General features: G+C 42.1%; 22 protein-coding genes, 1 tRNA gene and 1 pseudogene. 11 read left to right on the top strand and 13 right to left on the bottom strand.

The window, feature by feature from the left end:
• Window positions 1–142: 142 nt before the first annotated feature.
• The 7 genes from ACYX4M_RS11130 to ACYX4M_RS11100 form a co-directional block, all read right to left on the bottom strand.
• Window positions 143–853: an LrgB family protein gene (locus tag ACYX4M_RS11130; RefSeq protein WP_476080161.1), complete on the bottom strand. Its 711-nt coding sequence runs from the start codon at window positions 851–853 to the stop codon at window positions 143–145.
• Complete coding sequence (locus ACYX4M_RS11125; RefSeq protein WP_476080160.1) at window positions 850–1,242, bottom strand: CidA/LrgA family protein; 393 nt, start codon at window positions 1,240–1,242, stop codon at window positions 850–852. The genes ACYX4M_RS11130 and ACYX4M_RS11125 overlap by 4 nt, the downstream gene beginning before the upstream one ends.
• A 103-nt stretch (window positions 1,243–1,345) precedes the next feature.
• Window positions 1,346–2,113: a LytR/AlgR family response regulator transcription factor gene (locus ACYX4M_RS11120; protein ID WP_476080159.1), complete on the bottom strand. Its 768-nt coding sequence runs from the start codon at window positions 2,111–2,113 to the stop codon at window positions 1,346–1,348.
• Between the two features lie 137 nt (window positions 2,114–2,250).
• Window positions 2,251–2,577 (bottom strand): DUF3718 domain-containing protein, encoded by a 327-nt coding sequence (locus tag ACYX4M_RS11115; protein WP_476080158.1) that lies wholly within the window; start codon window positions 2,575–2,577, stop codon window positions 2,251–2,253.
• Window positions 2,578–2,927: 350 nt separating this feature from the next.
• Window positions 2,928–3,257, bottom strand: a complete 330-nt coding sequence (locus tag ACYX4M_RS11110) for a hypothetical protein (RefSeq protein ID WP_334057245.1) — start codon at window positions 3,255–3,257, stop codon at window positions 2,928–2,930.
• 156 nt (window positions 3,258–3,413) lie between these two features.
• A complete protein-coding gene (locus ACYX4M_RS11105; protein ID WP_476080157.1) occupies window positions 3,414–4,532 on the bottom strand; it encodes an MbnH family di-heme enzyme in 1,119 nt (372 codons plus the stop codon).
• Window positions 4,533–4,534: 2 nt separating this feature from the next.
• Window positions 4,535–5,344 carry an MbnP family copper-binding protein gene (locus tag ACYX4M_RS11100; RefSeq protein ID WP_476080156.1) on the bottom strand — a complete coding sequence of 270 codons (810 nt, stop codon included), beginning with the start codon at window positions 5,342–5,344 and terminating at the stop codon, window positions 4,535–4,537.
• 77 nt (window positions 5,345–5,421) lie between these two features.
• Between ACYX4M_RS11100 and ACYX4M_RS11095 the strand changes: the two genes are divergently transcribed.
• From ACYX4M_RS11095 to ACYX4M_RS11075, 5 genes are all read left to right on the top strand, one after another.
• Window positions 5,422–8,157: a choice-of-anchor B family protein gene (locus ACYX4M_RS11095; RefSeq protein ID WP_476080155.1), complete on the top strand. Its 2,736-nt coding sequence runs from the start codon at window positions 5,422–5,424 to the stop codon at window positions 8,155–8,157.
• Window positions 8,158–8,300: 143 nt separating this feature from the next.
• Window positions 8,301–8,377 (top strand) — tRNA-Ile (locus ACYX4M_RS11090).
• A gap of 326 nt (window positions 8,378–8,703) precedes the next feature.
• The gene (locus tag ACYX4M_RS11085; RefSeq protein WP_476080154.1) at window positions 8,704–9,447 is read left to right on the top strand and encodes a HipA family kinase; all 744 of its coding nucleotides are present in this window, start codon (window positions 8,704–8,706) and stop codon (window positions 9,445–9,447) included.
• The gene (locus tag ACYX4M_RS11080) at window positions 9,448–9,627 is read left to right on the top strand and encodes a hypothetical protein (protein WP_476080153.1); all 180 of its coding nucleotides are present in this window, start codon (window positions 9,448–9,450) and stop codon (window positions 9,625–9,627) included. It abuts the gene before it with no gap.
• A complete protein-coding gene (locus ACYX4M_RS11075; protein WP_476080152.1) occupies window positions 9,614–10,555 on the top strand; it encodes an IS481 family transposase in 942 nt (313 codons plus the stop codon). Before ACYX4M_RS11080 ends, ACYX4M_RS11075 begins: the two co-directional genes overlap by 14 nt.
• Before the next feature lie 222 nt (window positions 10,556–10,777).
• Here the strand turns inward: ACYX4M_RS11075 and ACYX4M_RS11070 are convergent, their stop codons facing one another.
• The 6 genes and pseudogenes from ACYX4M_RS11070 to ACYX4M_RS11045 form a co-directional block, all read right to left on the bottom strand.
• Window positions 10,778–11,164, bottom strand: a complete 387-nt coding sequence (locus tag ACYX4M_RS11070; protein WP_476080151.1) for a hypothetical protein — start codon at window positions 11,162–11,164, stop codon at window positions 10,778–10,780.
• A gap of 11 nt (window positions 11,165–11,175) precedes the next feature.
• Window positions 11,176–11,745 (bottom strand): LemA family protein, encoded by a 570-nt coding sequence (locus ACYX4M_RS11065; protein WP_476080150.1) that lies wholly within the window; start codon window positions 11,743–11,745, stop codon window positions 11,176–11,178.
• Complete coding sequence (locus ACYX4M_RS11060; protein ID WP_476080149.1) at window positions 11,745–12,728, bottom strand: hypothetical protein; 984 nt, start codon at window positions 12,726–12,728, stop codon at window positions 11,745–11,747. The genes ACYX4M_RS11065 and ACYX4M_RS11060 overlap by 1 nt, the downstream gene beginning before the upstream one ends.
• A 175-nt stretch (window positions 12,729–12,903) precedes the next feature.
• Window positions 12,904–13,443 (bottom strand): annotated as a pseudogene (locus tag ACYX4M_RS11055) (site-specific integrase).
• Between the two features lie 128 nt (window positions 13,444–13,571).
• On the bottom strand, window positions 13,572–14,087 hold the full coding sequence (locus tag ACYX4M_RS11050) for an Arm DNA-binding domain-containing protein (RefSeq protein WP_476080148.1): 516 nt from the start codon (window positions 14,085–14,087) through the stop codon (window positions 13,572–13,574).
• Between the two features lie 295 nt (window positions 14,088–14,382).
• Complete coding sequence (locus ACYX4M_RS11045; RefSeq protein WP_476080147.1) at window positions 14,383–15,399, bottom strand: Gfo/Idh/MocA family protein; 1,017 nt, start codon at window positions 15,397–15,399, stop codon at window positions 14,383–14,385.
• A gap of 88 nt (window positions 15,400–15,487) precedes the next feature.
• On the opposite strand from ACYX4M_RS11045, the gene ACYX4M_RS11040 reads away from it, so the two are divergent.
• The 6 genes from ACYX4M_RS11040 to ACYX4M_RS11015 all read left to right on the top strand — a co-directional run bounded on the left by ACYX4M_RS11040 (window position 15,488) and on the right by ACYX4M_RS11015 (window position 20,503).
• Window positions 15,488–16,396, top strand: a complete 909-nt coding sequence (locus tag ACYX4M_RS11040; protein WP_474809484.1) for a LysR family transcriptional regulator — start codon at window positions 15,488–15,490, stop codon at window positions 16,394–16,396.
• 260 nt (window positions 16,397–16,656) lie between these two features.
• Window positions 16,657–17,253: an NAD(P)H-dependent oxidoreductase gene (locus tag ACYX4M_RS11035; RefSeq protein ID WP_476080146.1), complete on the top strand. Its 597-nt coding sequence runs from the start codon at window positions 16,657–16,659 to the stop codon at window positions 17,251–17,253.
• A 9-nt stretch (window positions 17,254–17,262) separates the two neighbouring features.
• Window positions 17,263–17,805 carry a redoxin domain-containing protein gene (locus ACYX4M_RS11030; protein WP_476080145.1) on the top strand — a complete coding sequence of 181 codons (543 nt, stop codon included), beginning with the start codon at window positions 17,263–17,265 and terminating at the stop codon, window positions 17,803–17,805.
• Window positions 17,806–17,995: 190 nt separating this feature from the next.
• Window positions 17,996–18,352, top strand: coding sequence for a RidA family protein (locus tag ACYX4M_RS11025; RefSeq protein ID WP_476080144.1), 357 nt, complete (start codon window positions 17,996–17,998; stop codon window positions 18,350–18,352).
• Between the two features lie 198 nt (window positions 18,353–18,550).
• The gene (locus ACYX4M_RS11020; protein WP_476080143.1) at window positions 18,551–19,339 is read left to right on the top strand and encodes a lipase family protein; all 789 of its coding nucleotides are present in this window, start codon (window positions 18,551–18,553) and stop codon (window positions 19,337–19,339) included.
• 90 nt (window positions 19,340–19,429) lie between these two features.
• Window positions 19,430–20,503 (top strand): ADP-ribosylglycohydrolase family protein, encoded by a 1,074-nt coding sequence (locus ACYX4M_RS11015; protein WP_476080142.1) that lies wholly within the window; start codon window positions 19,430–19,432, stop codon window positions 20,501–20,503.
• Window positions 20,504–20,518 lie beyond the last annotated feature (15 nt).

Here is a 20,518-nt window from a genome sequence, read left to right as displayed (position 1 = left end):
ACTTTTTAAACTGATAGTCTGTATATGGTGATACGAAACACCTCACTAAGAAATAGCACTTTTGGGGAATTTTGCCAGCGCCTTTCACATTAAACTACCGACTTACAATATGGTAAAGAGTAGCAAGCCTTCGGCAGTAGGTTTAAAGAAATACGCCAAATACCAGAGGCAACACCAAAGCAGTGAATATTCCATTCACGCAAAGCCCGAGGGTAGCCATAGCGGCGACATCTTCCCCCATATGGATAGATTTAGCAGTCCCAATAGCATGGGCAACAGTACCTAAAGCAATGCCTTGTGCCTGTCGATTTCGCACGTTTAATACAGAAAAGGCTCCGGTTGCCACAATAGCGCCCACGATACCTGTAGTGATAACAAAAACGGCTGCTAGCGCAGGAATTCCGCCAATGTGAGCGCTGGCTTCCATCGCTAAAGGCGTGGTAATAGATTTAGCCAACATGGTCATTTTTAAGGCCGACGGCGCGTCTAACGTAAACAACGTGAACCATGCGGTAATAGGCGCAAATATTCCACCAAAGCCAATACTTAATATTAACCTCCATCCGTAGTGCTTTAAATTTTGCCATTGTCGATAAATTGGTAACGCGAGCGCAACAGTCACAGGCCCTAATAACCAGTGAAGTAATGATGCCGAGTGCTGATATTCATTGACTTCGGTATTAGTCAAATAAAGGAGTAAAGAGACAAAAGCAGCCGTAAAAATAATGGGGTGCGCGATTGGGTGACCGTTACATTTTTTATTAACCCATAGCGCGATAATGTAACCGACAACTGAAATGCAGAGCCACAACAAACTACTCAAGCTAAATGTTTGATTTAAAGCATCAATCATTCAAATTTTCCACCCGCTTGTGAAGTACTTGAAGGTTTATTCAATTTGCTGCAAAACAGTTTTTGCGCGAACCAAGCCGTGATACCTAAGCTCAATGCTGTAGTAAGGATAATAGCTATGGCGATTGCCAGCGCATTGGCCTGAATATCATCCCAATAAATAGACACACCAAGTACGGCGGGAACGAAAAATAGTGACATATGCTTCAAGGGAAAGGTAACAAACAGAGCCGTAGGTACTTCCAGCTTAGGAGAAATGAAAAGCATACCAAGCAGCAGACAAAGGCCGACCAATGGCCCCGGAATAGGTAAATCCAAAACGGTTACGGCGAAAAGCCCAGCATAATACGCTGCGAAAACCACTATGGCCCCCACTATCGTGCCACTCACATCTCGCACTTTCTATCCTTGCTTTAAAGAATTCAGCACTAAGTGTAACGATTAGCGAGTTCGAGCACCAGCAGGACCATAGTCGTATGATCTTCCTTAGTATTTAATGGCCCTCTGCATGCCAAAACTGATAGTAATATTTATGAGTTACTTTAAAGATTTCGCCACCTTGCATAACCACTCTTTGCTGACTTAGCCTTTGCTCTACATGCGCAACATATTTTGCATTTACTGCAACTGAACGACTACAGCGCTTGAAATGGTGCTCGCCAAGTCTCTTAATTAATTCACACATCGTTGTGCGAACCACATAACTTTCAGACAGTGTTTGCACGCACATGTAATCCCCAGCCGCTTCTATCCATTTAATATCAATGGGGTTTAAGCAACACCACCCATTATCAGTTCGAACACCAACCACGTTAGGCCTAGAACTTTTGCTTAACTGATTGCGTAATGTTGCTAACAACGCGGGCTTAGATACACCATATTGTTTGCACAGCCCTTGTAGCATTGCATTGAATTGAACATCACGTTCAAAGTAACCAAATTTGTTTTTAACGTATCCGATAGCGTCTATTAACTGGTCTTCTTCAAAAGGCGTTTTAATAAAACCAGATGCATTGTGCGAAAAAGCAAGAAGCGCCTCTTCATCCTTGTCGCCCACTGCTAACCAATACTTCGAAGCGATATTACGACATGACTTTGAAGCCGAATAGAAGCCGATTGTTTGAGGGTACTTTTCAGCCAAAGCCAAACAGTGGCCCACTGACTCAGCTCCATACACATGGCTAAACAGGTTTAGTTTCCTCAATATTTTGCAAAGTGAGTCTTGCTTAGATGCAGATTGTAAGAACACTAATGAGATCATCTGCGCTCCTTTGCAATTAAATAACGGTTATGTCTTTCTTGGCACTCTATTTCACAGCGGCCAAAAGAAAGTGAATTACGAAGAAGGGTAAAAAGGGCTACGCATTACATAGCCCTAACTCCAGGGCAAAGCATTGACTAGCGCTTAGCGGTCAGTACGCTTGGGCTTGCATTAATGCGGCGTGCAATATGCTGAGCAGTTTCAGACGCGTTATGAGTAGCCGCAAAAGTCAGCATATCTTGACCATTACACACTAAGCCCTCGTGAAGGACTCTCATATTTAAGCCTGTTGCTTTTACCGCGCGATGCAGTTTTAAGCGGCTATCGCTTTTAATCGCTTTACACACAGCAACTAAGTTGCCTTCTAGTTCGGCGGGGTAATAGCCAGCATGTGCAGCAGTAGCAGTTAAAGAAAGGGTGGTTCCTAGTAAAGCAATTTGGGTAACACGGCGTAACGTAAACATAACAATTTCCTCTGATAGTATTAGGCAACGCGGTGACGACCTCTGCTTGTCGCCGCACCAATAAACTAGTTGGGTTTTATGATATTCACGCTACAAAAGCGTTAAAATACGGTTACCTGAGTTGTAGCGATAAGTGCACAAAAGATGAGGTTTAACTATCGGTTCAAACTGTTATTAATCGTAGTTAAGACACACTTTGCAACAGTTAGGAAATTAGAGTGGGTAGCGGAAGAAATGGAGTCACCAGGGGTGGAAACAGGTGTTAACTCTTAAGAGCCAAAAGATTGGGGTCAGATTACCCAACCCCACATAGCTAAAAGCTCGTTTGCCTGACACAGGTAGGCCTACTTTTAGAAAATACTGTCTTGGTGAATTTTGATAAACATGCCCGTACCAATTTTCGAGTAGTCAATCTTGTATTCTTTTCCGTTTAGCGTTTGGATGAACACTAGTGTTTTTTCGTCGCCAAAAACGTCGCTAGTAGTTACATCAACCAGTTCCATATCCATCATTTTGGCATCGCGTTTATTTTCAGGCACCTTGCCTTCATACTGCTTAATGCCTTTATAGGTTACTAAGATTGGCGGGTTATCATCGCCATTAATAACCAACAAATCTAACTTTCTAATTTTATGAATGATGGTGTTTCGACCACTTGTTATGAAGGGTTTTTCAGTCATTCTCATCTCCGCGACCGCTTACCTGCTTTTTTTTAATTATTAACATAGAATGTGAAACTTGATTCTATCACGATGTTAACAAACAGCACATAAGCATTTGGTTGATACATGTGTGCAAAGTATAAACATAAAACTCATAAAGTAAGCAACAAATCGCTAATTTTTGCTTGATGCGTGCATTTCTACAAATTTTTCGTCAGTTAAGCTTTGTAAGAAAGCCACAAGGGCAGCTCTTTCTTCTTTCGAAATACTAAAGCTTTTAATGAACGGACTGCGATAGGCATTGTGACTTCCCGCATGGTTTCCGCCTCGGGCATAAAAATCTATCACTTCCTCTAGGGTAGCTATACTTCCATCATGCATATACGGCGCAGTTAGCGCGATATTACGCAAAGTAGGTGCTCTAAACTTTCCCATATCTTGTTTGTTATGCGTCACGCTATACAGGCCCATGTCCGATTTTGGATAGCCTCCCATCCCATCCACGTTATACAAGCCAGTGTTGTGAAAAGGTTGGGCACCGAAAGGCTGAAAACTATGCTTTGAGGATTGTGTAAAGTTGAGACCACCGTGACAGTGAAAACATTCGGTGCGCTCAGAAAAAAACAAATTTAAGCCTTTAAGCTGCTGTGCAGTTAACGCTTCGTCATCTTGAGCATAGGCGTAAGCATCAAATGCACTACTGAACGAAATAAGACTTCTTACATAACTTGCCAGTGCCTTGATGACATTATTAAAGCTGGGGGTTTGTTCACCATACGCAGCAGAAAACAGTTCCGGGTAGTCACCACGCTTAAGACGCTCCAATATTGCATCTTCGTTTCCGGTTACTCCCATTTCTACAGGGTGCTCATTGAAAAGCGGAATCAATAGCTGTTTTTCAATACGGTCTAAACCGTTATGTGCCCAAGTAAATGAAGCGTTGTACGCTACGTTGACCAAGGCTAATGCGTTGCGATTAAGCGCGTCACCATGCGCACCAACAGACTTGGCTTTAGGTTCTGCAAACGCTTTTTCAGGATGGTGACAGCTGCTACAAGACGTCGTATTGTTGGCGCTCAACGCGGTATCAAAAAACAACTTCTTTCCCAATTTAACGCTTTCTACAGTCATCGGGTTATCGGCTGGTACCGTAGGCGCGGGAATATTATTAGGTAAATTCCACTCATAGGGCGTTGGGGCTTTTGTGCACGCACCTGTCCCAACTAGAACAAAAAGAAAGCCCACGAATAAATAAAAGGCATGGGCTCGCTTCTTATATCGCGCGAAAAACATCTTTATTGCCATTTGATCCAAGGCCGATGCACAAGGTTTTGAATCAGTTTTTCACACGGCTCTGTTTCAGGAGATTCAAACATACAACTTGGCGCCTCGTTTAAATCAACTTGCGCTACTATGTTAGACACAGAAATCTCTAGGTCTAAATCGGTATCAAGCTGAGTCATCGGTAAAATAAACTCTACACGGTTAGTAAAAGCACAGGATTTTTCAGGTGACCTGACAGCTGACTCAGAATCACAACCAACGCTGCCCAAATGATAAGACCATTTACGATCTCCTGTTCCATTTTTTGAAACGTCTAACCTGAGAAACTTATGACCATTTTGCCAACTCCAGAACATTGAGCTGTCGTTTAAAGGCGAGGGTTGGGTAAGCGGGTTAGCGTGATTTACGTCAAAGGGAAGTCCCATAGTAAAACGCAAGTTCGTCGATAGTTTCAATAGCTCTTCGGACACATCCAATACAATTTTGCTGTTTGCGTCGTCAGGATTGCTGCATTTGTTGTGGAATTTCAGCAGGGCTTCATTCGCCGTTTGCCATTCTGTTTGTTTAAACTTAACGCGCTGCCACTTTCCGTCAATGCGTACTTCAGGCTTACTGAGATAAAAGCCGAAATAATCCACATTCCAACGCTGTTGCCCAATACTCATTATCATTGGACATGCCCCCGTATCAATACCCACAAGCTTAAACGGAATCTCGCCGGGCTCACGTCCTTTGAAGTTTACTGAATCACACCCCACTAACGACACGAACGCCGCTAAAAGTAACGAAGGCATGACACTCATGCGAAAAGGCATTTTCATTTACTTATGTACTTCCTTTGATTATCTGGTAATTTTTTAAACAACCAGCAATTTTTAATACTTGCACGGACGACAAGATGAATGCATTACAAATAACGCTAATAGTGCTGCTTTTAACATTTATGAGTCAAGCTGCACAGGCTCACACTGACCACGACAAAGCACGCTTTGTCGCCGAAAACGGCATTGACACAGGAAACTGTGACAACCGTTTCAGACCCTGTAAAACCCTGACATACGCGGCAAGGCAGGCCAATAAAGGCGATAAAATTTTAGTCGCTGAAGGTCAGTATTTTTTCGACAACGCACAGCAAGCTCAAGTTCTAAACGACAGTCTTCTTCCTGTGCTTGGCGGCTTTTCTCGTAAAGATCACTTCCAAGCGCAAAAGCCTGCGTTGCACAAAACTACGCTTCTAAACGTACCCGTATATCTATCAGAAGCATTGTACCAAAAAGGCTTCGACACTATTGTTGATGGTAAAGCAACAGTACCTTTTTCATCACTAACCGCACAACATATGGAAGTAAGTACTACCGTTAGCGCGAATAAAAGCTGTAGTGATGGGACGGCTGCGGACTACCCGTGCAACAACATCGATTTACTTTCCCACGTCCCGGTTAGCGTACTGTCATCGGTATCAAAAGGCGCTAATGATATCTGGGGGCATGTGGATCTAAACAATAGTAGAGAGTACGCCATCGTTGGTATGCAGGCCAGTATAGCGGTTGTAGATGTTACCGAACCGACTTCCCCCGTGGTTGTGGGAGAAATTACTGGGCAGAGTACATCTTGGCGCGACATTAAGGTATACCAATATTTTGATAGCGCTGCGGGTCGTTTTAAAGCTTATGCCTACGCCAGTGCAGACAGTGTAACCGAAGGGTTTACCATAATCGACCTGAACGACTTACCTGAAAGCATAAGCCTAGTTAGCCGCAATACCGATGACAACCGCGCACATAACATCTACATTTCTAATGTTGATTATTCACTGAACATACCGCTAACCGGCGCAATACCTCAGCTTCACTTAGTAGGCCAAGATAGCAATGGCGGCGCATTTCGCTCTTACGCACTGAGTTCCCCTCAAGCACCAACAGCCTCTTATGTACCTAGCGAACTTACTCGAGCAGATTACACTCACGACGCATCGTCAATGCACATCACCGATGCACGAGCTGAAGCGGAATGCGTAAATGCAACCGCATCTGGATGTACCGTAATGCTTGACTTCAACGAAGGCTCAATGCGCCTTTGGGATCATACCGATACTGACAGTACGTCAGAGCTAAGTAGCACTAGCTACAACGAAGTTGCCTATACCCACAGCGGCTGGTTCAGTGAAGACAAGCAATACGCATTTGTTCACGATGAATTGGATGAGCGTAACTTTAGCCTGAATACTCGGGTCATGATTTTTGATATTTCATCGCTCACTGCGCCCGTACTGGCGGGCGTTTGGACCAGTGACAACGGCACCATTGATCACAACGGCTACGTAAGAGGCAACCGCTATTACATGTCGAATTACGAACGTGGCTTAACCGTACTAGACATTTCAGATCCAACCGCACCTGAAGAAGTAGGTTTCTTCGACACCTACCCTGCTTTTAACAGCACTAATTTCAACGGTGCCTGGGGCGTTTATCCATTTTTACCTAGCGGTAATATCTTAGTCAGCGATATTCAGCGTGGCTTGTTTGTTTTAAAAGACAATACGCTTACCACGGCAACTGTTGTGGCGGTTTCACAAAGTAGTTATGAGACAGAAGCCGATACAACATTTAACCTTCCCGTTACTAAAAGCGGCGACAGTGCCATATCGGTAAACTACGAGGTATTATCGGGCTCAGCTACAAGTGACGATGTTTTGCAAGCCTCTGGCGAGCTTACTTGGGGCGCAAATGATACCGAGTCTAAAAACATTACACTTAGCGTAAGCGCTAACGATGATACTGAAAGTGATGAAATACTTTTTGTAAGGCTATTTAACCCCCAAGGCGGCGGTATTGCCTCGGGTAGCGGCTATACACAAGTGACTATACTTGGCACAGCGCAACAAGGAAAAGTTGAATTAAACACGGCAGAACGCGCTGTACTAGAGACCGATCCTGAACTTACTTTAAGACTTGCTCGTCAGGGCGGAAGTGAAGGTGAAGTTAGCGTGAATTATTCACTAGAAAATGGCACAGCAGTGAGCGGTGAAGACTTTGTAAGTCAGTCTGGCACACTGACTTGGAGCGACGGCGACACTGTCGACAAAACGGTTACGGTAACGCTCATCAACGACAGTATTGAAGAAGATAGCGAACAGTTTCGTTTAGTACTTACAGCAGAAGATGCAAACCTTCTTGGCGGTGTTGCGGAAACTCTCATTGTCATAAAGGATGATGAAAGTAATCAAGCCCCCATAGTAAATGCTGGCACTGACGTAGACACCGATGTTAGAGCAAGCGTTGAACTTACAGGCAGCGCACAAGACCCTGAAGGTAATCTGGCGAGCATAGAGTGGACACAGACCGCTGGCGAAACAGTTGCAATAAACAGCGCTGACACATTAACTATGTCTTTCACCGCCCCTGCGAACGCAAGCAACTTAACATTTGCCCTAAATGCAACTGATGAATTTGGCGTTAGCTCTAGCGATACCGTGGTAGTTAACGTAAATGAAAGCCCAGCAAGTGTACCTGTTGAAAATAGTTCAAATAGTTCGAGCGGTGGCGGTACAACGACCCTATTGAGTATTTGCGGTCTAATTTTGGCATTTGGACTGCGCCGTGTTCAACTGCCGATTAAAAGGACTAAACAATAGGCTAGTGAACAAAAATAAAGCAAACAAATCACAAAGCTACCAGCGAGACGTGACAAGGCAATTAAAACTGCTTATACTTGCGCTCGCTTGTGGTTGTTATGCAAAACAATTTGCAAATATAACAATACAACGCATCTCAGTATGGCCCCATAGCTCAGTTGGTTAGAGCATCCGACTCATAATCGGCAGGTCCCCTGTTCAAGTCAGGGTGGGGCCACCATCTTTTCCAAAAAAACCTGTAAGAACAAGGCTTGTAGCGCTTTCATAAGTCTTTTATTCCACTTCATAGACTAATTATTCCACCCTTTTTGTCAATGTTACTCTCTGAAAACCTCTACTTATAGAAATGTTTTAGTCAAGGTTCAATTGGATAAAGAAGCTGTTTGATAATTCAAATATGCAAACCATTTACCTGATGTTAGTGTTACGCTATAAAAACAAAAGCCGCAAGAAACAATGAAAAGGATATTTCAAATGGGCGATATTATTAAAGTGTAACCCTTCGATAAGTATATTGCCCCGTTGGAATATTCATCTGACGGACGAATGGCCGCGACGCATTTGGCAAGTGTTAAGTGGGTTAACAATATCGCTGGAAGATTTTTCGTTAAAGCATACCCTACTTGCCACCCCAAAGGTCTAATAAACGAAATTACTGGCTTTTTAGTTGCCCATGCGACAGGCATTCCACAGCCTAAAAAAGTAGCTGTCATTCAAATACCTAAGGAAGTAGTAGAAAAAAACTTCAAAGGCGATTTCCACTGTATAGGTGATTATTACTTAGGGTGGGCAAGCGAAGATTCAGGGCCGACGCCAAATACTTTTCTAAACATGAAAGACTTAATCTCATATCAGAGGTGCTTAGAAAACTTAAAACAATGGAAGTTTTTCCCGCGCCTGCTTGCTTTTGATGACTGGGTTGCTAATCAGGATAGAAACACAGGCAATTTAACTGTTAGGGGGAATAATGACTTCTCCATCATTGATCATGGTAATGTTCCAGTTTCCGAAAGATGGACCAAGGAACAGTTAATCGTCGAAAGACAGTATGAAAATAAGCTTCTCGACGGCTTGTATGAAAGAAATTATCCACTACCTCTATCTGCGTCACTAATTGAATCAAGTAAAGAGCATTCTCGTGCTTTTGAGGAAGCTAAGGATAAGTTAACAAAGTGGACTAATGCTTTACTTGACGAAAGTTGTTCATCACACCTCCACAACTTTCTAGAGACCCGAGCCAACCTCAGTGTTTCAAGAATGAAAAATAAAACTGGATTACTGGTGGCATAAATGAGTGATATAGAAAAGCTATTTACGCAAAGTAGTGATATTAACCTGATTAGAGGGGAGTGGTTCAATATCAGATGGACTCCTAATTTAGCCTCTGGAGAAAAGCTTAATATTGGAGTGGGGTTTGAAGAGAATGGTAGAGTACACAGTCTATTATTAAGCTACTTTGAAATGGATTGAGCTTTACGAAGAAACCAATAATGCGGGCCTAGTTTGTCGTCGGTGTGGAATTTCTAGGCCCACTCTTCGAAAGTGGTACAAGCGATACAAAGAGAAAGGACTAGAAGGCCTACAAGACGTTTCTAGACGCCCGCACAGTTCCCCTAACACTAAAATTGACAATCGAATTGAAGACTGGATTCTCAAACTCAGAAAAGATAGAAAACTTGGTGCCAGAAGAATTCAAAATGAGCTGCTTCGCGAGCATAACTTTCAGTTATCGCTTGCTTCAATTCACAAAGTGCTGACCAAACACGAAGTAAAACCAATAGTTTTTCAGCGGAAGAAAAAAGACTTCATTCGATATGAAAGACCTATTCCTGGCGACCGAGTTCAGATGGATACATGCAAAATTGCACCAGTGATTTATCAATATACTGCTGTTGATGATTGCTCTAGATATCGCGTGTTGGACGTTTTTAAACGTAGAACAGCAGCCAATACTCTTACCTTCATCGATAAGGTAATAGAAGAAATGCCATTCCCGATACAGCGAGTTCAAACAGATCGCGGAACGGAGTTTTTTGCAGAAAAAGTACAACTCAAGTTGATGGAGCATGGCATTAAATTTCGCCCTAATAAGCCAGGCTCACCTCACTTAAATGGCAAGGTTGAAAGGTCACAAAGAACTGACAAAGAAGAGTTTTATTCGACCGTTAATTTGGATTTGGAAGAACTCAAAAATGAAACGTTACCTGAGTGGCAGCATTACTACAATTGGCAACGCGCTCACGGCTCATTTAAAGGTAAAACTCCAATGGATATCGTATGTGAACGCCTTGAAAAAACACCGCTTTGGGAAGACGTTCACGCTAACTACGAAACTGAAAATGAGCGCATTCAGCTATCGAATTATCAGCGTGATCTTCAACTACGAAAAGTGAAATGATGTCTATGAATCACACTCCTTGGCTTAATGCTTATCAAAATCTGCGCTATTTAGAGCCACCGTCCGTGGAGTAAAACTTCTTTCAAAAAATATCAATTGAATTAGCTGTATTAGCTCAAACCTAATCTGACGCCGACACCAGAAAAATGGGGTAACTGCCAGTCCAGGTCTGAGCTAATACATTTAAATCAATACGATTAACACAAAAAATTGTTTCGAAAGCTAGGCTTCTCGTATTATACAGTTAAGCTTCCACGCATCTTGTTTGTTACTTTGGTTTACCCAAAAATAACCGCTGTCTTTGCCAGAATCGTACTCAAACCTCGTTTTGTACATACCATCAACAACCACCATCACTGCATTGGGACCGTTTTCAACCGCTAAACTTTTTTTGTCGTTACCAATATGCGTTGTCCAATCATGGGTAAAATATTCACTGCCATTTAAATATTTTATTGTTATTGAACCAACATTCTTATTTTCAAAGTCAGCTTTTGCAACAAGTGTTCCTCTCATATCTACAAAACTACAAGCATAGTCAGTTTCTTTTGCAATAGAACTAAACCCTAGCGCTAAGCTTAATAGTGGTAAGTATCTTAAAAATTTCATGAGTAATCCCTTTATGAAAAATTAGGTTTATAATCGTACTCATCTGTCAGTCCAGATTGAGTGAAGGTCTTAAGCTTCTCTTTCTTGGCAAGTAGACCGTTAACGATGTTAATAGGAAACATCTCAACAGAATTATTAAACTGTTCAACGCTTCGGTTATAAATTGTTATCGCAGCTGCAACATTTTCACTCTTATCTGCAATTTGACTAAGTAGATCTCTTACAACTTGTGTTGATCCGAGTTCTGGATAGCTTTCTGCTACGGCCTTAAACGTACCAAAAACCTGATTAGAGCGAGCCTCAATTTCGTTCAATTTCTCGATATCAATATCATCTTTAGAGATTGACGATATTGCTGTACGCATGGCTGTAACTTGCTCGATAAAACTTGTTTCGAAAACTTTAAACTCTTCTGTAAGACTTACTAATTTTGGTATTAACTCAGTTTTTAGCTTTTCGTAGGTTATTACATCCGACCAAGCTCGCTTCGCCCGATTCATTCTTCCTATAATTGTGTTGTACATTACGATAATTGAGATGACAACTATCGCGATTATTAGGTATGGGACAATATTACCCATTAAACCGCTTCCTTTTTAATAACGCTTCTTGAGTTCGAATAATCAACAAAGTCTCTTAATACTCTAAGGGCTTCTATTTTTGGAGGGGCTGACAAATACGATATGTACTCATCAGTTTTCTTGATATGGGGGACACCAAAGCTTTTCGGGAATATATCTCTTTTAGCAGATATACAAACATATGAAGAGGGGGTCATATCTAGGTAACGTATATTCTTAAATGACTCTTCAAATTTAAGTACGCAAGCAGGATTGAAAAACTTTGCTGTTTCTACAGGATTGGAGCACCTTATCTTGAATTTTTTGTTGAACTCATTACTCGCCGAGTCCCATTTCTCTTTGAACTGACTTCTCGTATTAATTGTCATCAAAGGCAAAGATGGCATATGGGTAAGGACACCATATTCATAATGCGTAGTTCTTCTTTTGGTGGTTGTTTTGTTTCCGTCGGAGTCTTCGTCCTCTTCCTCTGTAACATCTACATATTTGAATTCGAACAATTGGAAGAATGCTCCATCTTCTGTCTTCCCGTCGTAGAACGCTGTAATCTCCTGACTTTCATCGCCAGCTCTGAACACGCGGAATTGTCTTTTTAAATCTTTCCATAATTCGCGCCCGTTAAAAGCTTCATTAGGAACTAAATTATTCGCTAAAGCTAAAGCCGTATGCCCTAGGTTTCTTCCCACGTTGTTTACTTGCTTTTTCTTTGAGAAAAACGCAAAAACACTACCTATGAATACTATAAATGAAGCACCTGCAAGCATAAGCCCTTCATCAGAGGTCGAATTTGCATAAATAATTAGGGTGAGGAAAAAGGAGATAAATAATAGATAGATAACAAACGGTTGTTGAAAGTTATAGGAACCTGATTTGGAATATTCTTTTATTTCTTCCACAACACTAGCTATATCATCCCTAGACTTTGCAGATATTCGCAAATCTTCCAGTTTTGCTAGATGCGTTTTCAAAGCTTCATTGCTCATACTACTTCCTTGTTCTTGTTAGCGCTGATAAAAAATCTAGTTTTTCTATACGCACTTTATTATTTTCGACGAAGATTACAGATTTTTATATAAGGTGTCTAGTGCCCAAAGCTGAGAAGATTGAACGCGAAAACGCGCTATTTTCTTAAGTTACTTTAGGGCACTAGCAGCTATTTTAGTTTACATTGAGATTGTCAAACGCTCCGACAATTGAGTTTCTAACTTGAGCGATATTGGCATATGCATAAACCATTGTATGCTTTAACGATGTATGGCAAAGAGCCTTCGAAACCACACTAACATCAACCCCCGACTGAATTTGCCATGTTGCAAATGTCCTTCGGAGGTCGTGTGGTCTGGGGCGAATATTAGGGTTATCATGATACAGGCCTGCTCATTTAATCGCCACCTTCCACTCCGAGTCGCCACCTGTTATGTAGCCGCATTTTGATTTCTGCTTGGATGGAAATACAAAATGGTTACCTAGACAACTTTTTTGACGTTTTCTAAGAAGAGAAACTGCCAGCGGGTGAAGCGGAATTTCGTAAACCTGATTAGTTTTTGTCCGAGTCGCAGGAATCAACCAAACAGCGTTACTTAAGTTGATATCTTTCCATTCCATAGTCTTCACATTTGTCAGCCTAGCACCAGTGAAAAGTGCCATACTATATATATCAGCTACGTCCTGATTTGAGGCATGTTCCAATGCTTTCATCAACTGTCCAGCCTCTTGATGAGTAAGATATCGGCTTCTCGTTACACCTGGCATCTTTTTAATGCGCTCAAATGGATTAAGTATTAATCCTGCATCTTCAAAATCGATGACATAATTACACGCTGCTTTTAACACTGATACTGCTTTGTTGTGAGCGGAATATCCCTTATCTTCGAGTTCTCGGAAGAACGAACTTCTTTTCTATCCAGCTGTGCAACAACACGATGGCCGAGGTTGGCTTTGACATGAAGATTATACGCAACTTCAAGAGCATGTTTTCTGCCAGCAACCGTTCTTCTATGTTTAAGTTCATTCTCTCGATACAACTCAAACATACAGTTAACAGTAAGACTTTTAATACTGCTCGGTACTGAAACGTCTTTTTGGCTCTCGTTTTTGAATCCCGAATGCTGACTATCTGCAATTAACCTTGCTGTTGCTAAACTCATGGTCGAAGCATCACCTATCTTCCGCTTTAGGTCTTTCCCATTCTTTTTTGCTCTATAGTAAAAACTCTTGGAGCCGCTGGGCCGCACAACAAATTTCAAATAGGTTCTGTGCTTGTCGCGAAAAATTTGGCTCGATGACTTAGGCTTGATATCACATAAAAATTTATCGGTTAGGTTCTTAATTATTTCTGGCATGTTCCACCTTTGTTCCACTTCGATTATTTAAATTAAGGTGGAACAGAGTGGAATAAAGACTGATAAAACGGGGGTTCGAGTGGCCCTTACCCCGTTAAAAATGCCTAAATTGGCATAATTCTAGGAAGGGTGGGGCCACCATTTTTCTACTCTTCGACGATAGTTACTACTAACACCAACTTTTCAGTTGGTTTTTTTGTGTCTAGAATTCAGCAAATCGCCACGCAAGCGTGGCGGCCGAGTTTCGCTTCACCGCATTGGGACCAATCAAGCCCCGATTTAGGTGTCTGCTCTTCTATGCCACTGCATCCCAATATGCGTCTAGCAACCTCTGAGTTAACAAGGCCAAGTGTTGCGCTTTTGCATTTTCGGCCGATTCCACATCTGATGTTAGCGCCGCGAAATTTCTCATCATAAAGACTGACTGCGCTTCTGAGGAATCTGCTTCAATATACTGATGTTCGCTGGGCTGCTGCATTTCTTTGCGCTTAGTAAAGCCGACAACATGGTCTTGGTTATCAAATGCAAAACCATTCTTCCAGTCAAGTACATAGTCAGACATGCTAAATACCCCCTCATGACCCAGAATATCTAAATCCATCAAGCACGTTCCAACGTTGTAGCCAAAGTCAAAGGTAGACGATTTGCCATCTTCAAACACTGCAACGCCCGAACCTCTTATGACAGCATTGGTTTCCTCGTCTCTAACAATAGCGCCAGAAATAAGTTTTAGCGGTGCCGTTGGCTTCAAATATTCGGCAATGGCCCGCATTGAATACCAAGTCATGTCACCCACTGCACCTGTCGGCTCTTTTGAGGTATCGAAACGGATGTTGGTTTTATCCATGAATGGGAAGAAAAAAGACGTTCTAACCGCTTGCGGTGCGCCTATTTCCTTCTCCATTATGTCATTAATAACTTTAGTGCGAGGATTATGGGTAAAATGCGTGGCGTCCATAAAGCTAACACCATTCACATTTGCAGCATTTATCATGTTTTCTAGTGACTTTGCGCTTGAGTAAGGCTTTTCCACCAGCAAATGCTTTTTGTTTTGTGCGCCATAAATCGCAATTTCTTCTTTGCTTGCCGTTGGTGTTGCTACATAAATTGCATCAATCGAGTCTGACGCTAACATCTCTTGCCATGTATCAAACACGAGGTTAATGCCATGCTCATCAGCAAATGCTTTAGCTGAAACCGGGCGGCGACTTGCCACGGCTGCTAATTCAATACTTTCTACCTGCTTTACTGCATTTGCGATAATACCCGCTATCATGCCTGAACCAACAATACCTAAACGTAACTTATTCATACTTACCTCCAGTGATTAATTGACGGGAAGTTTAAGTACAAACTAGAATCACAAGAAATGAATAGGTTAAATAACACCAATCCAATTTATGAATATCTCAACCAAAGACGTAAACTTACTTTATGTATTCAAGGTTTTATTTGAAGAGAGGAACTTATCCAATGCAGCTAAACGCATGGCTCTTAGCCAGCCTGCACTTAGCCATAAGCTAAATAAGTTAAGGAATGAATTCGATGACGCGCTTTTCGTGAGGGCAGCTAGAGGCTTAACCATAACCCCATTAGCTGAACAAATTGCGCCGCTCGTATTGCAAGCCGTTCAATCTATCGAAGGCTTATATCATCAACTCGAATCTCAAAACTTTTTACTTAATGAAGATATTGTTCACATATATACGACAGACTTTATTGAGCAACTGTTATTGCCTGATCTGTTAACGCGAATAGAAACGAAGGCACCAAACCTTAAGATAGTCTGCCACAATACCTTGGGCAAAGTGCCCAAAAAAGAGTTGGAAACAGGCGAATGTGATTTAGCTATTGCAGGCTTTTACAATGAGTTACCTGATACCTTTTATCAGCAAAAACTAAGAGACGAGTCTTTTGTTGTTTTAAGTAGCAGCGAAAAACTTGCCCCAACAGCGCAACTAGACCTAAACACTTTTTTAGACGCTAGGCATATCGTCACCACACTAACCGGAGATCTTGACGGAATAGTAGATAAAGCACTACGTAATCTAAACTTAACCAGAAATGTTGTTGCTGGCGTTTCAAGTTTTTTAACGCCCCCGCTTATTGCAAAAGATACAAACTGCATTTTAGTGTGCTTGGAGTCTATCGCAAAAATGTATGCTTTCACTTTTGACAGATTAACCATACATGAGTGTCCGATTGACTTACCAAAGGTAAACATTAGCCAAATATGGCATGGACGCACGCATCAGGACCCAATGAGAAGGTGGTTAAGAAATGAAATACACCAAGTCTTGTCTAATTGAATAGAGTGAAAATTTACTGTTTGCCTAGAAGCAATAAAAATAAGCTTCGTTGCAGTAAGCGCTTGAAGGCTGCAATAAACTTCGCTCGACAACCCACTTTCTTTAATCACTTAACCAATTGATTCAAAGTCAATTTATACAATATCCCATTAATCCCCAACATAGTCACCAAAACACCACTAGTTGTTTAAAGTTAAAAGGTCACTAAAATAAACCACCTATGAGCAATAAGCTTTATTCAATTTTTTGGGAGTTTTGAGATGACCACCACAAAGACAGGCAATGTGCTAATTATCAATGCACACCAGTATTACCCTTTTTCAGAAGGCAAGTTAAACGCGTCTTTCGTCGATAAAGCGGTAACGCTGCTTGAAGCTAAAGGCTATAACACTCGCGTAGTGACAATGGCCGAAGAACACAACGTTGAAGAACAGTTGGCCCATCATCAGTGGGCTGACATCGTTCTTCTACAGGCACCAATTAATTGGATGGGTGTGCCATGGTCATTCAAAAAGTACATGGATGAAATATACACTGCAGGTATGGGTGGCGCCTTATGTGCCGGCGACGGTCGCGTTGAAGAAGCGCCGAAGAAAAACTACGGCACAGGCGGTACCCTTACCGAAGTTAAATATATGATGTCTTTAACCTTCAATGCTCCAGAAGAGTCATTTAACGACAGCGAAGAGTTTTTCGAAGGTAAATCTGTAGACGATTTACTGTTTCCAATGCATATGAACTTTAAGTTCTTTGGCATGAAGCCAATTGAAACTTTCGCCAGCTTTGACGTGATGAAAAACGCCGATGTAGAAAACTATTTCAAACGTTTTGAAGCCCACATCAACAAGCATTTTTAAGGAATTATCATGAGTACTGAATACACCAATAAGTTACATGCAGGTTCTGCTTTTCCAGATATTTCAGCAAAGCTGTTAAATGGCGACACTATAAAGTTAGCGACACCTGAGAACGGTCTTGACTGGAAAATGGTGGTAATTTACCGAGGGCAACATTGCCCGCTTTGCACTCGATACCTCAATCAACTTGAAAGTGTTAGGCATCATCTAGCCGAAATTGGCGTAGACCTTATTGCAGTGTCTGGCGACAGTGAAGAGCAGCTTGAAAGTCACCTGCCTAGATTGGATATCAACTTTCCAATTGCGTGCGGCTTAACGGTGGAGCAGATGGAAGAATTAGGCGTTTATATCTCTGATCCAAGATCTCCTCAAGAAACTGATCACCCGTTCTCTGAGCCAGCGCTGTTTGTTGTGAACAATGAAGGCAATGTGCACGTTGCTGATATTTCTAACAACCCATTTGTTAGACCTGAGTTAGAGACCTTAGTAAGTGGTTTGGGCTGGATTCGTAATCCTGATAACAACTACCCTATTCGCGGTATGCACAAATAATATTATAGAAAATACTCGCTCACTAATGAATCCAGTGCAAATGTTGTGCTGGAATATAGTCTCTTAACTGTACATGCCGAGATTCTTCAGGGTTACTTCGTTTGGAACTGAGTAACAATTGAAGTAACCCACCAAACCAATTAAAGTCGCTCAGCACAAACCCTTCTCACTTCTTAAAAGGCTTTAATTAATGAACATTGAACGAATGGAAACTAAGCAGCGCATGAGTCGCATTGTGAAGCATAATGGCGTCATCTACTTATGCGGGCAAGTATGCGCAGATGCCACGCAAGATATTACTCATCAAACTCAAACCATGCTTGATAAAGTAGATAGCTTACTTGTTCAAGCGGGCAGCGATAGAAAGCATATGCTTTCAGCGACCATTTATCTTAAAACCATGGACGATTTTGCGAAAATGAATGAGGTATGGGATAACTGGGTACCTGAGGGTTATGCACCGGCTAGAGCTTGCGTTACTGCCGATATGGCGCGTGAGGCTCTGCTTGTAGAAATCTCTGTTGTAGCTGCTGAGATTGCAGACTAAGCATTAAAAGCAAGAACGGATTCTAGGCTCTATGATTGATGATATACCGCAATTGCATAGAGCCCTTTCATGCTAAATTTATCCAAATATTTCTCGCCGTCATATCTCTGAAATAAATATCCTATAGCGTATAAGGTTCTCTGAAAGTGCCGTCAAACGCACTATTTCAAAATGCACATTGCTCCGATATGAGTTTTCATGAAGAAATTGAAACGCTATCAATACGAACGATATGCCATTCTCTGCCAACTTGCCTACCCTGATGCAGCCGCACAATATCAGAAAATACTAGACCCTTTTCATGAACGTCATCTTGTCGATAAGTACGGCAGAATGAGCGTAAGAATATTGTGGGTTGAGAAAAAAAAAGAAGTCATCATCGTTTTTCGTGGATCATTGGGGGTAAGAGATTGGCTAGCGAATTTATTCTTCATCCCAAACAAACTCAATCAGTTAAACAGAAAATTCTGGGTCCACTGGGGGTTTGCGCGGCTATTGGCTCAGCCAATGTATTCAAGTACGAAAACCTCAGAAGACGCACTACCGCTTAGAGAACTACTGGTTAAAGTGTTAGAACCCCTTCGCGAGCAAGGCAAGCGGTTTTCTTTTATTGGTCATTCATCTGGCGGTGCGGTCGCTGTGTTAATGGCCGATTATTTCGAAAGGCGATTCCCAAAGTCGGTAAAAAGAGTGGTTACCTTTGGACAACCTGCCGTCGGCACCCGCTCTTGGTACAAGCATTACACGCTACACCACAGAACCTACCGTATTTGCTGCGACTTAGACGTAATTACCTTTATGCCTCCCTTCCCTTTTTACTTCTGGCATGTAGGTAAAATGCTGTGGCTGCACGACGATAAAATTTATGAAAACACGCCTACTCACAGGCGATTTTTAATGTCTCTTAAAAGCTGGTTGTTGCGCCCTATTACCTACCACTACATGCGGAAATACATTCGCAATAAGTCGCTTTTTGACGAGCATTGAAGCGATCATTTTTAGCCATTTGAGCGTAATTTAAATGAGTTAATACACGCATACCCATCCAAATGAGTTAGTTGGCAGGCGAGAGGAAAGATGGCTTCACTAATGATCGAGCGAGCGAAAGCGGCACTCAAAAACGCATTCGTCGGCGACGCACTCGCAATGCCGGTGCACTGGTTTTACAACCCTGCTGATATTTACAAAGCATTTCCATTAGGGGTAAAACAATTTGAGGATGCGCCATCCCTTCACCCCTCTTCAATAATGTCGCTACACTCTACTCAGCAAGGTGGACGGGCAAACAAAGCATCAGCTAGCCCAAAAGAGATAGTGGGAGAGGTCATTCTAAAAGAAAAAAGACACTACTGGGGTAAAGACAACGTTCATTACCATCAGGGAATGAAAGCTGGTGAAAATACGCTTAATGCCCACTGTGCTCGTATCGTTCTAACCTGTGCCCTTAAAGGCTATGATTCAGATGAGTTTTTAAACCAATATATTAGCTTTATGCGCGCTGATGTGCCTAAGCACTCTGACACCTATGCCGAGTCTTATCACAGAGGTTTCTTCGCGAATCTTGAGCAAGGCATTCCGGCAGAAAAATGTGGAGCAGTTACCCATGATACAGCTTCAATAGGCGCTTTTGTGTCAGTAACACCTTTGGCGATAGTAGAAGCAGCTAAGAATACAGCACTTAACGAGATCCAACAGCTGTGCCGAAAGCATCTGTATTTAACGCATCCCGATGAGTCATTAGCATCGGTATGCGATGTCTACGTTGAACTTATATACAAATTAGCGCACCGCCAAGATGATTCACCCAAAAACATTTTAGAAGATATTGCGAGTAAGTCAGCAGGGCTGAACTTGGCGTCCCTTACGGCGAAGAACAAAAGCGATATTGAAGTTGTAGGGCGAATGTATTCGCCGGCATGTTATATCTCAGACGCCTGGCCCGCTGTTTTGTATTTCGCATACCGCTACGCAGATAATCCGAAAAGAGCGCTTATAGCAAACACTAATGTGGGCGGTGACAACGTGCATCGTGGTTATGTTTTAGGGGCCATACTAGGTTTAGTGCACGGGGCCGAGATATCTCTATGGTTTAATCAATTAACTTATACGAAAAAGTTAAACTCGCTAATCAGTTCTCTGGGCGTTGAATGACTCAAGGAAAAAGCC

The organism is Alteromonas sp. ABV4_150 (assembly GCF_056311745.1).
The sequence above is the reverse complement of the archived record's forward strand: the minus strand, read 5'-3'. Positions and strand labels throughout refer to the sequence as shown.

Coding starts and splice junctions, on each gene's coding strand:
- ACYX4M_RS11070 (WP_476080151.1), bottom strand. CDS start 11,164: ATGAAATTTTTAAGATACTTACCACTATTAAGCTTAGCGCTAGGGTTT.
- ACYX4M_RS11065 (WP_476080150.1), bottom strand. CDS start 11,745: ATGGGTAATATTGTCCCATACCTAATAATCGCGATAGTTGTCATCTCA.
- ACYX4M_RS11080 (WP_476080153.1), top strand. CDS start 9,448: ATGAGTGATATAGAAAAGCTATTTACGCAAAGTAGTGATATTAACCTG.
- ACYX4M_RS11040 (WP_474809484.1), top strand. CDS start 15,488: ATGAATATCTCAACCAAAGACGTAAACTTACTTTATGTATTCAAGGTT.
- ACYX4M_RS11100 (WP_476080156.1), bottom strand. CDS start 5,344: ATGAAAATGCCTTTTCGCATGAGTGTCATGCCTTCGTTACTTTTAGCG.
- ACYX4M_RS11030 (WP_476080145.1), top strand. CDS start 17,263: ATGAGTACTGAATACACCAATAAGTTACATGCAGGTTCTGCTTTTCCA.
- ACYX4M_RS11105 (WP_476080157.1), bottom strand. CDS start 4,532: ATGTTTTTCGCGCGATATAAGAAGCGAGCCCATGCCTTTTATTTATTC.
- ACYX4M_RS11020 (WP_476080143.1), top strand. CDS start 18,551: ATGAAGAAATTGAAACGCTATCAATACGAACGATATGCCATTCTCTGC.
- ACYX4M_RS11015 (WP_476080142.1), top strand. CDS start 19,430: ATGGCTTCACTAATGATCGAGCGAGCGAAAGCGGCACTCAAAAACGCA.
- ACYX4M_RS11130 (WP_476080161.1), bottom strand. CDS start 853: ATGATTGATGCTTTAAATCAAACATTTAGCTTGAGTAGTTTGTTGTGG.
- ACYX4M_RS11025 (WP_476080144.1), top strand. CDS start 17,996: ATGAACATTGAACGAATGGAAACTAAGCAGCGCATGAGTCGCATTGTG.
- ACYX4M_RS11095 (WP_476080155.1), top strand. CDS start 5,422: ATGAATGCATTACAAATAACGCTAATAGTGCTGCTTTTAACATTTATG.
- ACYX4M_RS11110 (WP_334057245.1), bottom strand. CDS start 3,257: ATGACTGAAAAACCCTTCATAACAAGTGGTCGAAACACCATCATTCAT.
- ACYX4M_RS11060 (WP_476080149.1), bottom strand. CDS start 12,728: ATGAGCAATGAAGCTTTGAAAACGCATCTAGCAAAACTGGAAGATTTG.
- ACYX4M_RS11035 (WP_476080146.1), top strand. CDS start 16,657: ATGACCACCACAAAGACAGGCAATGTGCTAATTATCAATGCACACCAG.
- ACYX4M_RS11085 (WP_476080154.1), top strand. CDS start 8,704: ATGGCCGCGACGCATTTGGCAAGTGTTAAGTGGGTTAACAATATCGCT.
- ACYX4M_RS11050 (WP_476080148.1), bottom strand. CDS start 14,087: ATGCCAGAAATAATTAAGAACCTAACCGATAAATTTTTATGTGATATC.
- ACYX4M_RS11120 (WP_476080159.1), bottom strand. CDS start 2,113: ATGATCTCATTAGTGTTCTTACAATCTGCATCTAAGCAAGACTCACTT.
- ACYX4M_RS11115 (WP_476080158.1), bottom strand. CDS start 2,577: ATGTTTACGTTACGCCGTGTTACCCAAATTGCTTTACTAGGAACCACC.
- ACYX4M_RS11045 (WP_476080147.1), bottom strand. CDS start 15,399: ATGAATAAGTTACGTTTAGGTATTGTTGGTTCAGGCATGATAGCGGGT.